Source organism: Williamsia sp. Y853 (assembly GCF_056786495.1).
Genome location: NZ_JBXCJC010000002.1, coordinates 199,328 through 211,298, shown reverse-complemented (window position 1 = coordinate 211,298; position 11,971 = coordinate 199,328). Strand labels below are relative to the sequence as shown.

General features: G+C 63.6%; 12 protein-coding genes. 5 read left to right on the top strand and 7 right to left on the bottom strand.

The features are described 5' to 3' along the window. Positions 1 to 16 precede the first annotated feature (16 nt). Positions 17 to 1,354 carry a D-alanyl-D-alanine carboxypeptidase family protein gene (locus AC1TPF_RS12970; protein WP_482144299.1) on the bottom strand — a complete coding sequence of 446 codons (1,338 nt, stop codon included), beginning with the start codon at positions 1,352 to 1,354 and terminating at the stop codon, positions 17 to 19. 125 nt (positions 1,355 to 1,479) lie between these two features. After that, positions 1,480 to 2,391: an alpha/beta fold hydrolase gene (locus AC1TPF_RS12965; protein WP_482144298.1), complete on the bottom strand. Its 912-nt coding sequence runs from the start codon at positions 2,389 to 2,391 to the stop codon at positions 1,480 to 1,482. Positions 2,392 to 2,583: 192 nt separating this feature from the next. On the opposite strand from AC1TPF_RS12965, the gene AC1TPF_RS12960 reads away from it, so the two are divergent. Continuing rightward, positions 2,584 to 3,177: a TetR/AcrR family transcriptional regulator gene (locus AC1TPF_RS12960; protein ID WP_482144705.1), complete on the top strand. Its 594-nt coding sequence runs from the start codon at positions 2,584 to 2,586 to the stop codon at positions 3,175 to 3,177. Positions 3,178 to 3,318: 141 nt separating this feature from the next. Here AC1TPF_RS12960 and AC1TPF_RS12955 read toward each other — a convergent pair whose 3' ends face one another. The 5 genes from AC1TPF_RS12955 to AC1TPF_RS12935 all read right to left on the bottom strand — a co-directional run bounded on the left by AC1TPF_RS12955 (position 3,319) and on the right by AC1TPF_RS12935 (position 8,050). Further along, positions 3,319 to 4,329 (bottom strand): TauD/TfdA dioxygenase family protein, encoded by a 1,011-nt coding sequence (locus AC1TPF_RS12955; RefSeq protein ID WP_482144296.1) that lies wholly within the window; start codon positions 4,327 to 4,329, stop codon positions 3,319 to 3,321. Between the two features lie 79 nt (positions 4,330 to 4,408). After that, a complete protein-coding gene (locus tag AC1TPF_RS12950; RefSeq protein WP_482144704.1) occupies positions 4,409 to 5,383 on the bottom strand; it encodes a glycine betaine ABC transporter substrate-binding protein in 975 nt (324 codons plus the stop codon). Positions 5,384 to 5,409: 26 nt separating this feature from the next. Continuing rightward, positions 5,410 to 6,180: an ABC transporter permease gene (locus AC1TPF_RS12945; RefSeq protein WP_482144295.1), complete on the bottom strand. Its 771-nt coding sequence runs from the start codon at positions 6,178 to 6,180 to the stop codon at positions 5,410 to 5,412. Further along, a complete protein-coding gene (locus AC1TPF_RS12940) occupies positions 6,177 to 7,406 on the bottom strand; it encodes an ABC transporter ATP-binding protein (RefSeq protein ID WP_482144293.1) in 1,230 nt (409 codons plus the stop codon). The genes AC1TPF_RS12945 and AC1TPF_RS12940 overlap by 4 nt, the downstream gene beginning before the upstream one ends. After that, positions 7,403 to 8,050 (bottom strand): ABC transporter permease, encoded by a 648-nt coding sequence (locus tag AC1TPF_RS12935; protein ID WP_482144291.1) that lies wholly within the window; start codon positions 8,048 to 8,050, stop codon positions 7,403 to 7,405. The genes AC1TPF_RS12940 and AC1TPF_RS12935 overlap by 4 nt, the downstream gene beginning before the upstream one ends. A gap of 389 nt (positions 8,051 to 8,439) precedes the next feature. Between AC1TPF_RS12935 and AC1TPF_RS12930 the strand changes: the two genes are divergently transcribed. From AC1TPF_RS12930 to AC1TPF_RS12915, 4 genes are read left to right on the top strand one after another with little or no spacing between them, the layout of a single operon-like run. Beyond that, positions 8,440 to 9,381: an ABC transporter ATP-binding protein gene (locus tag AC1TPF_RS12930; protein WP_482144290.1), complete on the top strand. Its 942-nt coding sequence runs from the start codon at positions 8,440 to 8,442 to the stop codon at positions 9,379 to 9,381. After that, complete coding sequence (locus tag AC1TPF_RS12925; RefSeq protein WP_482144289.1) at positions 9,378 to 10,196, top strand: ABC transporter permease; 819 nt, start codon at positions 9,378 to 9,380, stop codon at positions 10,194 to 10,196. The genes AC1TPF_RS12930 and AC1TPF_RS12925 overlap by 4 nt, the downstream gene beginning before the upstream one ends. Continuing rightward, positions 10,193 to 11,350: a sensor histidine kinase gene (locus AC1TPF_RS12920; RefSeq protein ID WP_482144287.1), complete on the top strand. Its 1,158-nt coding sequence runs from the start codon at positions 10,193 to 10,195 to the stop codon at positions 11,348 to 11,350. The genes AC1TPF_RS12925 and AC1TPF_RS12920 overlap by 4 nt, the downstream gene beginning before the upstream one ends. Then, positions 11,347 to 11,967 carry a response regulator transcription factor gene (locus AC1TPF_RS12915; RefSeq protein WP_482144285.1) on the top strand — a complete coding sequence of 207 codons (621 nt, stop codon included), beginning with the start codon at positions 11,347 to 11,349 and terminating at the stop codon, positions 11,965 to 11,967. The genes AC1TPF_RS12920 and AC1TPF_RS12915 overlap by 4 nt, the downstream gene beginning before the upstream one ends. Positions 11,968 to 11,971: the final 4 nt, after the last annotated feature.

Below are 11,971 nucleotides of genomic sequence, written 5' to 3'. Positions count from 1 at the left end.
CCGGCCCCGGGATGATTCAGGAGCGTTTGTTCAAGCGCAGCCCGGCATAAACCAGCGCCACCACGATCAGCGCGCCCACCAGCCCGATGATCAGCTTGGCAGTGCCCGACGTGGAATCGGATGGAAGACCGCTGGCCGATGCGATGTCACCGCCGGTTCCGGTTCCGGGAGAGTCTGATTCGGAGAGTTCTTCCACCAGCTCGTCGGGTCCGTCGACCAGCACGCCGATGTTCTGATCAGCCGACTGGGCGAAGCCGTAGTCGAGCATCGCCTCGGCCTGTCGCCAGAATGATCCGGGGCTGTCGTTGAGTCCGTACATCTGAACCACGAGAATCTGCCGACCATCGCGCTCTGCCGCTCCGACAAAGGTTTTGCGGGCATCGTCGGTGTATCCGGTCTTGCCTGCAATGGTTCCCTCATAGTCGTACAACAATTGGTTCATGTTGTAGAGATCGATTCCCAGATCCGCAGCCGGTACCGCCGCGGGGGTGGTTTCGGTGGAAAGTCCGTCGTTCTCGGACGTCTCGGTTGGCATGCCCGGATAGCCGGGGAAGTGGGCCTGATCTTCTTTCGAGATCTCGACGAAGTCAGGATTTTGCAGAGCTGCCCCGAAGATCAGGGCCTCGTCGTACGGGGACGTGGTCATACCCGGGGCATCAAGGCCCGACGGGGATGCGGCGCGGGTGTCCTGTGCTCCGAGCCGCTCCGCCATCGCGTTCATCTTCGCCACGGTGGCGTCGGTTCCACCCAGTTCGCGGGCGAGCGCGTTCGCGCAGTCGTTGCCGGAGACCAGGATCAGTCCGGTCATCAGGTCGCGAACCGTATAGGTGCCACCGGGACCGACTCCGGCGGCATCGCCTTCGACCTCGTCGTCTTCCGTAGTGCCGGTGACCGTGGAGTCGAGGTCCAGTTCGTCGAGCACCACGAGCGACAGGAGCACCTTGATGGTGCTGGCAGGCCGGTAGCGCCCGTGGGGGTCCTTGGCGGCCAACACCGTTCCGGCAGTCAGATCGGCGATCAGCCAGCCGGTCGCGGTCAGACCTGCGGGCGGCGGAGCAGCGCCGTCTGCCAGCACGACCCCACAGCCGCCGAGTTTCTCGCCACCGATCGGAGGGTCGGGCACCGGTAGCGGCGTGGGTGTGGTGGACCCGTCGGAGACCACTTCGGACTCATCGACAGGGGGCACCGGTGTGGTCTGGTACGGGCACGCGTCGGTCACCGTCTCGGGCGCGGGCGCTCCGATCGGCGGCGTGATCGTCACGGGGGTGGCCCCGGACAGCGCCGGACCGCCGAGGCCGGTGAAAAGGAGTGACGCCGCCAACAGGGCTGCGGCGCGTGTCGTGAATCGGATCATCGCACCGGACGATACAGCTGTTGGGACCTGTTTGGGCCTCCGTGCGGCGGCAATTCGGCCCAATTGAACTTTTCGAAACCGACTGATCGGGCGCGCTGTGCGGGACGGATCCGTTGTTCGGTGACCTATTTTCTGGTGTTCTCGCCTGCGAGTTCGCGGATTGCCTTGGCCAGTGGTGCCCATGCGTGCGGGGGTAAGTCGTGCCCGACCTCGGGAAGGATAAGGGTGCTCGAGCCGGGTATTTTGGACGAAATTGCATGCGCAGCAGTAATTTTGATGAGAGGATCGTCTTCGCCGTGCACGACCAATGTGGGACTTGCGATCTCGGTGATCGCGGGGCCACTCCATCGGGCGCCGATCTGTCGACTCTGTGCCTGTTGGTCGTGAATCCCGGGGTCGGGATTGCTTTCCAATTGTGCGCGCATTGCCGCTTCGTCGAACTCTCGGCGCGGGGAGGCGAGTAGTCGTGCGACTGCCAGACCGGCGTCGATTGCGCCCTCTCGGTTGTCGGGGAATTTCAAGCGCGCGAACTTGGAGAGTGTGCGCAAGCGGATGAAGCGGAATGTTCGCAACCCGGTGACATCGCCCGGGACAGCCGCGATGGATGTGAGGGAACACACCCGGGCGGGGTGTCGGAGGGCGACACGTTGCGCGAGAGCGCCGCCGAGTGAGATTCCGAGTACGTGCACGGTGCTCCACCCGAGTTCGTCGACTACCGCAATTGCATCGTCCGCCATGTCTTCGGCGGTGTATCCCTCACTGCGTTTGGTCAGGATCGCGGCGATGGGGTTTCGTACGGCCGTCGGCGGCAGATGGGTGGACTCGCCGCCGTCGCGCTGGTCGTAGCGCACGACAGCGAACCCCTGTGCGGCCAGTTGTTCACAGAATCCATCAGGAACTGCGTGTCGGTTGACGCCCAAGCCGGTGGCGATCAGTAATGGTGTGCCGCCGAGTTCGGGCCGGTATTGATCGAATGCCAGACGTACCGATCCGCTCTGAGCCCATCGCCGCGGTCCCCATGGATTGTTGAGTGTCATCTTGAACCTCCCATTTACTGCGTTCACTGAATGCAGTTTTAGTGTAGTTACTGACGACAACCGCGAGTGGAAGGGTGAAGACGAGTGACACGGTCCGGGACGGAGCAGCGGCACACGACGGTGTGGGAACGCTCGTGCGGCACACGCGGGCCCGCGCCGACGCACAGTCGCGACGATGTCGCTGCCGCAGCGATGGAACTTGCGCAAGAGGGGGGATTATCGGCCGTCTCCACTCGCCGAATTGCGCAGAAACTCGGGGTGAGTCAGTCGGCTCTGTACCGGTACGTGGCGGGCTATGACGACGTGCTCGACCTCATCGTCGATGCTGCTGCCGGTGAGATCGACCTCGATGTCCCGTTGCGCGGCGAGGCAATCGACGACCTCACCGCTCTCGCGGCCCGCGCGAAGGGCGTTCACGTGAGATACCCGTGGTTGCTTGACGTTCCGGTCGAAGCGATGCGCATCGGGCCGCGGGGGATCGACTTTCTCGAGTACGCACTTCGGGCCATGGCTGCGGTCGACGTATCGGGGATGGTGAAGTTGCAGGTGGTGGCTGTGCTGAACACCCTTGTCCAGCAGTTTGCGCGCGCCGAGGTCGGTGGCGGAACGGCGAGACAGAAACGCCGAATCTCTCAGGTGATGTACATACACAAAACCGCCGCGGTCGGCGGTCATCCGTATCTTGCGGCAGCGCTCCATCTTTCGGATCCAGGCGCCGACCAGTCTGGTGACATGTTCGAGTCGGTGTTGCGCCGAGTCCTCGGTGGCATGCTGACGCCGGATTGATTGCCGGTGACGGAGTTCTCGTCACGGACTGTGAGTGCTCGGTTTCTTCACTCAAGCATTCAGCAGAACAGCGAAGAGATCCTGTGACGCAGAAAGGAGAAAGTTGATACCGAACCACTTGTGGCTCAGGGGCAGCTCGAATCAATCGATCTTCAACGACCCGAACTCGGCGAATCCGCGAATACTCGCCGAGCTTGCCGGCTCCCATGCGACCAGAGGTCGCGGCGTTTCGACCACCGAATATCCAGTCGCATCACCCTCTATGATCGTCGACCGATCCCGATGAACACCGATGGGTATGTCGCCGGCAAGCGTCACGCGATTGACTCGCCGGAATTGGTCACCGAAGTCGGCCACGCCGTAATGCTGAGTGGAACGGTTGTCCCAGATTGCGACGTCACCGGAGTTCCAGTTCCAGCGAAACGTGTTGTCGGGACGTTCGACCCGCGCCTGGAGTAACCGCAGCAGATCGCTGGTTTCAGAGGTCTTGAAGCCCGAGAACGACTTGACGAAGTGCCCGAGGGTCAATGCCCGCTCACCGGTTTCGGGGTGCACCCGCACGGCGGGGTGTTCCGTCTCGAAGACGGTCTTGACGAACTCTTCGCGGTACGCCGGGTCCGAGCTGTCGCCGACGGTGAGGTGCTCGGCGTAGTCGTAGTCGTTGGTGTGAACAGTCCGCAGCTGGTCGGCAAGCGCCCGCATCGGGCTCGGGAGGTTGGCGTACGCGGCCACCGTGGACGCCCATATGGTGGCGCCGCCGTAAGTGGGGCGGACGGTGGCGCGCAGCACGGAGATCTTGGGGATCCGGTCGACGAACGAGACGTCGGTGTGCCAGGAATTGGCAGCACCTTCGAGGGGGAGCAGGTCTTCACCCCGGGACAGGACAGTCGGATGCGCCTTGGTCGGCGTACCGAGCAATGATGCGAACTCGTACTGCGAGATGTCGTCGAGATGGTGCTGACCGGTGAAGATGACCGCCTTGTGGGTGGCGATCACGGTCCGGATGGCCTGCACTGTTGCATCGTCGAGGTCGCCGGACAGCCGGACACCATCCACCCGGGCACCAAGGTGTTCACCGAGTTTGGTGACCGTCAGGGCTGGGGATGCCGACAGGGTGGAACCGGTGGCGGGAGATTCGACCAGAACGCTCATGACTCCAGTTTTGCGGTAACTCCGCAGTGTCGGAACCTTAGGAGCAGCCTGATCGAAAGTCGGTGCCACCTCCGGACCGTCACCCCTTGGTTATGAAGCCTTCGGAGATCATCCAGTCCCGTGCCACGATTGCCGGATCCTTGCCGTCGACATCGACCTGCTTGTTGAGTTCGGTGATCACCTCGTTGGTGAGGGCGGCGGTGACCGGGGCCGTCACCTCGGCGATCTCGGGGTGTTTCTCGAAAAAACTCGCCTTCATCGTCACGGACGGGTTGTAGTGCGGGAAGAACTGTTTGTCGTCGGTGAGGACCACCAACCCGAGCCCGGCGATCCGACCGTCGGTGGTGAATACCTCGCCGAACTTGCATTGGGTTCCGGTCGAGGTCGCCTGATAGATGATCCCGACCTGAAGAATCGGGGTGTCGGCCTTCGCCGGGTCGAACCCGTACGCGGCGGCCATACCCGGATATCCGTCTTGGCGGGCCCGGAACTCGGTGTCCACGCAGGTCGCGGCCGCGGCCGGATCCTGCTTGACCAATTCGGCATACTCGGAAAGGTTCGTCACGCCGGTTTCGTCGATCACCTTTTTGCTGGCGGCCAAGGCATAGGTGTCGTCCATCGGGCCCGGCTCGAGCCATACCATGTCATTTTTTTCGAGGTCCTCGTCGCGCACCGCCTCGAATTGTTCCCGGGTGTCGGCAATCGGCTTTTCGTGACCGAGATAATTGATCCAGGCATTGCCGGTGAACTCGTAGGCGACGTCGACCTGACCGGCGATCTGTGCATCGCGTGTACTGCGTGAACCCACGATCCCGGTCATGTCCCGGACATCTGCGCCGGCCGCAACGAGGGTGAACTCGAGGATGTATCCCAGGATCACCTGTTCGGTGTATTCCTTGGATCCCACGGTGATCTGAACTCCTTTGAGACCCTCGTTCTCGGTGATCGAACCCGGGCCGATCTTGAGTGGGACGGCACCGCCGGACGAAAGGCCACAGGCGGCGGCCACCGCGCAGACGATCGCGACGATGAGCGGCTTGAGCGCGCGGTCCATCCGGGAACCGGTTCGAGGCACCGTTGTCATCCTCGTATCCCCTTCGGTCCGAGGTAGTACTCGGCCAGCGCGCCGACCCAATCCACGAGCAGCGCAAGGCACACCGCCAGGACGCTGCCGAGGATCAGCGTGACGTTGTCCCGCAGTTTGTAACCGGTGTCGATGAGGACACCGAGACCACCGGCGTTGACCAGGAAGCACAGTGTCGCGGTACCGACTGCAAGAACCAGCGAGGTGCGCAGGCCCGCGAGGATGTACGGCACAGCCAACGGCAATTCGACCCGGAAGAGGATCGAGGACTGGGACATGCCCTGTCCTTGGCCGGCGTCGATGAGCGACTTGTCGACCTGATCGATGCCCAGGATCGTGCTGCTGAACACCGGGAGCAGCGAATACACCGCAATGGGCAGGACGCCGATCCAGAAACCGGTCTCGCCGGTCCACAGGAAGAGCAGGACGAGCAGGCCGACGGCAGGCGCGGCCTGCCCGATGTTCGCCACCCCGATGAGCGGCGGTCGCAGGAAGCGGGCGTGGCCGCGGGTCACCAGGATTCCGAGCGGGACTCCCGCGAGGACGACGATGGTGGCAACCGTGATCGTGATCAGCAGATGCTGCCAGAGGAGGGTGCTCACGTTGCCTGCATTGATGTTCACTTTCTGGGTGGCGGTCAGATCCCGGTTGAATGCCCAGAAGATGACGGCGACCGCGACGATCAGCACGAGGATCGGTTGGATGATCAGGCGCAGGCGGTCCGCCACGCTGATCGAGGTCGGCGGTGTCTCGACGGCCGTGGTCATGGCGTGACGTCCCTGGTGTCAGGGGTATCGGGGGAGTCGGGGGCAGCCGTCGCAGTGGGCGAGGTGTCGCGGAGTTTGGTGATGGTGGAGATCAACGTCTCGAGTGTCACCACCCCCTGATAGCGGTTGCCCGCGCCTGCGACCACTGCGGAGGCGTGGTCCTCGGCGAGCATCGCCTCGAGCGCGTCCTGCAGGGTGGCCTGCACACTGATCACCTCGCCAAGCGGCTCGGCGAACTCCTCGACGGTGCGCGCCTGCCGGAGCCGGCTCTCGCGCACCCAGCTGACCGGGCGTTCCCGGTCGTCGAGGATGACGGCCCAATCATGTTCGCCTGCGGCCAGTTCCGCTCGGAGTGCGTCGACGTCGTCGCCGGTGTGCGCGGTGGATCGGGCCTCGAGATCGATATCCTTGACCCGGACCAACCCGAGTTGGCGCAGTGAGGCGCCGGTTCCCACGAACCCGGCGACGGTGTCGTCGGCGGGATTGGCAAGGATCGCCTGTGGGGTGTCGTATTGCAGGACCTTCGACTGCTGACCGAGTACCGCGATGCGGTCCCCGAGTTTGACCGCCTCGCTGAAGTCGTGGGTGACGAAGACGATGGTCTTACCCAATTCGCTTTGCAGTCGCAGGAGTTCGTCCTGCAGCGAGCTTCGCGTGATCGGGTCGACGGCACCGAAGGGTTCGTCCATCAGGAGTACAGGAGGATCCGCGGCCAGAGCCCGTGCGACACCGACACGTTGCTGCTGACCGCCGGACAACTGGCGGGGGTAGCGGCCTGAGTACTGTGCCGGATCGAGGCCGACCAGATCGAGTAGCTCTTCGACGCGGGCGGCGATACGTTTCTTGTCCCACTTGAGCAATCCCGGTACCAGGCCGATGTTCTGGCGGATCGTCATGTGTGGGAAGAGTCCGGCCTGCTGGATCGAGTAGCCGATCGAGCGCCGCAACTCGGTGGGTTTGATCGACAGCGCGTCTTTGTCGCCGATGGTGATCTTGCCCGACGTGGGCTCGCTCAGGCGGTTGATCATCCGCATGGTGGTGGTCTTGCCGCATCCGGAGGGCCCGACGAAGACGACGACGTCGCCGGCCGGGATGTGCAGCGAAACATCTTCCACCGCAGGCGTCTTGGATCCCGGGTAGGTTTTCGACACGTGTTCGAGGGTGATCTGCACCCCGGTCGGGTTTGCTGAGCGCAGGCTTTTCGACGCTGAGGTCTGTTCTGTCATCGGATGCCTTTCGACGTTGTGAGCCGTCCGAGAAGTACGTAGAGGGCGTCGAGAACGAGAGCGAGGACAACGATCAGCAAGGTGCCACTGAGGGCCATGGGCACCGCGGTCGGACTGCCGACGCGGGCGAGGCCGGCGAAGATGAGATTGCCCAGTCCCGGGCCCTTGACGTAGGCGGCGATGGCCAGCACGCCCATGGCCATCTGCGTGCTCAGTCTCATCGCGGCGAGAATTGCCGGCCACACCAAGGGGAGTTGCACCCGGACGAGGGTGATGAAGCCGCCCATGCCAATTCCCCGGGCGGCGTCGATGAGTGCAGGCTCGATGTTGTTGAGTCCGACGATGGTGTTCCGGATGATCGGTAGCAACGAATACAGCACCAACGCGGTCACCGACGGTATGACACCGAGACCGACGAGCGGGATGAGCAATCCCAACAGCGCAAAGGACGGAACGGTCAGGATGGCGCTGGAAATCGATGTGGCCAGGTTGGAAGCGATGTCACTGCGATAGGTGAGCAGACCGACCACGACACCGATCACGGTCGCGATGAGGACGCTTTGGAGCACTGCGCTGACATGCTGATAGGAATCGAACACCAACTGAGATCGGTGTGACGTCATGTAATCCCACAATGCGTTCAACCGGTGCCCCCGCTCTTCACTCGTCGTTCCAGCCGTCCACACTCGAACACTGACACCGACAAACCCCCGGCGCAACGATCAACATGTTGGCCTATTTCTCTCGTCCGCGCACCCATGACATTCAGTTTTCGAGTCGATCAACCGGTTTTCGATGACATTTGTCATGGCTCGGACATGAGTATCCATCGAGCTTTTGATGATCGGGTGCACTGGTGACCACAGTCGATGTGGGTGAGCCTTGAAGGCATGAACACAACACATCACAATCACAACCAACATCCGCCTGATTGTCGCGAAACAAGTTCGCAAGCAACCAGTTTCGGCAATCTGATGAAAGACGTCCTTCGTATCGGTCCGGCACCCGTTGGCAGCCGGAAATGGGGGCAGCGATGAGTGCAGTGATCACCGCCCGCGGGTTGCGCCGGGTCTATGGCCAGGGCGACGACGCGTTCGAGGCGGTCAAGGGCATCGATCTCGATGTCGGAGAGGGCGAGGTCTTTGCGTTGCTCGGCACCAACGGTGCCGGTAAGACGTCGACGTTCGACGTGCTGGAAGGACTTGCCGCACCATCTGCCGGTGAGGTCGAGGTCTTCGGTCTCGACCCACGACGGGACCGCAAGCTGGTCCGCCGGAAGGTGGGCATCATGTTGCAGTCCGGTGGTCTGCCTGCCGAATTGACCGTCGCCGAGACATTGGAAATGTGGCGTGGCACCTGCTCGAATCCGACGACCGTGGACGCAGTCCTGGAACAGGTCAACCTCACAGACCGCGCCCATGTGCGCGTCGGAGCGCTGTCCGGCGGTGAAAGGCGCCGGGTCGACCTCGCCTGCGCGTTGCTGGGGCAGCCCCGGTTGCTGTTCCTCGATGAACCGACCACCGGCCTCGATCCGGAAAGTCGCCGCGCCACATGGCGTCTGCTGGCAGATCTCAAGGCGTCCGGGGTCACGATGGTCCTGACGACCCACTACCTCGACGAGGCCGAAGCGCTCGCCGACCGGATCGCGATCATGCACAAGGGTCAGATCGCCCGCCGCGGCACACTCCGCGACATCGTCGACGAGCATCCGGCGCGAATTGTCTTCGACCACCCCGGGACGCCTCTGCCGCCACTACCCGGCGCTCGCGTCGATGCCGGCGCTCGGGTGACTGCGTACACCCACGACCTGCAGGGCCACCTCTCGGAGGTGCTGGCCTGGGCCGGTGCTCGCGGCCTGCAGCTGGGTGGCCTGGAAGCCCGCGCCGCGTCGTTGGAATCGGTCTTCCTCGACGTCGCCGCCGACCCGGCCGACGCCTCGGCATCCACCCCCGACATGATCGGAGCACACCGATGACCACGACCACCGTATCCACATCTGTCGGCTACGGCCGACGCCCGCTGAGCGCTCTGGCCAAGGCCGAGTACCGGCAGTTCGTCCGCAATAAAACCCTTGTCGTGCTGGGAACGGTGTTCCCGGTGGCTCTTCCGCTGGCGACATTCTTCATCGCTCGCAACGAGTCCGGTGCCACGGCGGAGGTCGCGACCACGGGCTTGGAGATGTTCGCGCTGATGGCCTTTCTGTTCGTGCAGTACTACTCGGTGCTGTCGATGGTCACCACCCGCCGTGGGGAAGGAGTATTGAAGAGGCTGCGAACGGGTGAGGCAGCGGACTGGCAGATCCAGACCGCCCCGGCCGTACCCGGTGCCATCCTCACCGTGATCGGTGGTGTGATCGTCGCGGGGGTGATCTACGGCGCCGGTGCGCCAGCGCCCGTCAATCCGATCGCACTGATCGTTGCGATGGCCGGCGGAATCATCGTCTTCTCGCTGCTCGGACTGGCGACGAGTGCGGTCACCAAAAACGCAGAGGCAGCGCAGATCACCTCTCTACCGGTGATGATGATCGCGATGGTCGGCCTTGAATCGATCCGTGACATCCTTCCCGATCGCCTCGGCGACGTGGTCTCGTGGACACCGTTCGCGGCCTTGTCCGACCTGGTCTCCCTCGGCACGGCCGGCCTGCCTGCCACCGCAGGCGAGTCCGACGCACCGCTCGATTTCGCGGGCACTTTTGCCGAGATGGCACAACCACTTGCAACACTGGGTATATGGACCGCGTTGGCGCTGGCAATCGTCGCAACAAGCTTCCGCTGGGACGACCGCGGATGACACGGGTGGCGTCCTGGTGGCGTGAGCTGTCCGGGCCTGCGAAGTTCCGGCTCTACAGCCAGCTCACGCTCCAGGGCGCCATCGCCGGGGTGGTGGTCGTTTCGGCGGCCACCACCGTCGGCGTTCCGTGGTCGGCAGCGGCGATTGTCATCTCCGGGGCTGCAGCTCTTCTCGCCATGCAGACCCAACCTGATCTGTCGGTCTGGACGAATGCCGGACTGCGGCGGTGGGCACAACCGGTGGGGACAGCGGTACTTGTCGTGGTCTGGCTGTTCTGTGCTCTGGTGGCCAATCTGGCCACCGATGAATCCGACATCGACGCGGCACGTACGGCGGGCATCTTCGCCGCACTACTGCCGATGCTTTCGATCGTTCCGTTTCGGCGGGGCAGGTGGTGGCTGATTCTTGGCGTCAGCATCGCTTCCGGCGTGGCTTTCGGGTCGTCTCCGGCAGCGGGACTCTGGTTGGCTGCGGTCGCGTTCTTCATCGGCGGTTTCCTCGTCGCCACCACGCTGTTGACGATGTGGGGTCTGGATGTGGTCGACGAGCTGGAGCGCGCCAAGACCGTCGAGGCCCGGTTGCAGGTTGCCGAAGAGCGATTGCGTTTCAGCCGGGACCTGCACGATGTGGTCGGCCGTGGATTCTCCGCCATCGCGGTGAAAAGTGAACTCGCCGCATCACTTTCACGTGCCGGAGCCGGAGACCGGGCGGCCACCGAGATGGACGAGGTGAAGTCACTCGCCGTCGAATCGATGGACAAGATGCGCGAGCTGGTGCGTGGCTATCGTGACATCAACCTCGACGGTGAGGTCGCCGGTGCCCGTTCACTCCTGGCGGCGGCGGGCTGTCTGCTCGTCGTCGAGGGCGACCCGGCCAAGGTGCCCCCACAATTCCACGAGGTGGCGGCATGGGTGGTGCGAGAAGGGACAACCAACATAGTCAAACATTCGGCAGCGACGTCGGCGACCCTCTCGATCGGTGTGGCGGGAATGTCTTTGCGTAACAACGGCTCCCGCGAGGTGACCGGACAGGATGCCGGTGGGCATTCGGGGCTCCGCGGCCTGTCGGAGCGTCTGGCACACGTCGGCTCCGGACTCGAGGCCACCACGAGCGGCGAGACTTTCATGCTCGAAATACAGTGGGAGAAAAAGTGATTCCAGTACTACTGGCCGACGACGAGACTCTCATCCGCACCGCGATGGCCGCCATGCTCGACTTGGAGGACGATCTCGATGTCGTCGCGAACGTCGGGTCTGGCGAAGAACTGGTCACCATGTGGCGACAACGCGTGGCCGACGGCCGACCCATTGCCGTCGCCGTCGTCGATCTGCAGATGCCCGGGATCGACGGCATCGAGACCGCGACCGAGCTTCTCGCTCTGACGCCGGACGCCGGCATCCTGATCGTCACCAGTCACGGACGGCCCGGCTACCTCAAACGTGCTCTCACCGCCGGGGTTCGGGGTTTTCTGCCCAAGACATCGTCGGCTGCCACCCTCGCCGAAGTCATCCGCACGGTCGACGGCGGTGGCCGTCACGTCGATCCACAGTTGGCCGCCGAAGCGATAAGTGCCGGGGACACCGTACTGACCGCACGCGAAGCCGACGTCCTGGAGTTCGCCATCGATGGTTCCTCCGTGGACGAGATCGCCACGCGCGCACACCTGTCGGTCGGCACCACGCGCAACTACCTGTCGTCGGCGATGGCGAAGCTGGGTGCCTCGAACCGGTACGAGGCAGCCCTCAAAGCCCGAAATCTCGGATGGATCTGAGCGG

Bases quoted from the DNA above. Each gene is read 5' to 3' on its own strand.
- AC1TPF_RS12970 (WP_482144299.1), bottom strand. From the start codon at position 1,354: ATGATCCGATTCACGACACGCGCCGCAGCCCTGTTGGCGGCGTCACTC.
- AC1TPF_RS12965 (WP_482144298.1), bottom strand. From the start codon at position 2,391: ATGACACTCAACAATCCATGGGGACCGCGGCGATGGGCTCAGAGCGGA.
- AC1TPF_RS12960 (WP_482144705.1), top strand. From the start codon at position 2,584: ATGGAACTTGCGCAAGAGGGGGGATTATCGGCCGTCTCCACTCGCCGA.
- AC1TPF_RS12955 (WP_482144296.1), bottom strand. From the start codon at position 4,329: ATGAGCGTTCTGGTCGAATCTCCCGCCACCGGTTCCACCCTGTCGGCA.
- AC1TPF_RS12950 (WP_482144704.1), bottom strand. From the start codon at position 5,383: ATGGACCGCGCGCTCAAGCCGCTCATCGTCGCGATCGTCTGCGCGGTG.
- AC1TPF_RS12945 (WP_482144295.1), bottom strand. From the start codon at position 6,180: ATGACCACGGCCGTCGAGACACCGCCGACCTCGATCAGCGTGGCGGAC.
- AC1TPF_RS12940 (WP_482144293.1), bottom strand. From the start codon at position 7,406: ATGACAGAACAGACCTCAGCGTCGAAAAGCCTGCGCTCAGCAAACCCG.
- AC1TPF_RS12930 (WP_482144290.1), top strand. From the start codon at position 8,440: ATGAGTGCAGTGATCACCGCCCGCGGGTTGCGCCGGGTCTATGGCCAG.
- AC1TPF_RS12925 (WP_482144289.1), top strand. From the start codon at position 9,378: ATGACCACGACCACCGTATCCACATCTGTCGGCTACGGCCGACGCCCG.
- AC1TPF_RS12920 (WP_482144287.1), top strand. From the start codon at position 10,193: ATGACACGGGTGGCGTCCTGGTGGCGTGAGCTGTCCGGGCCTGCGAAG.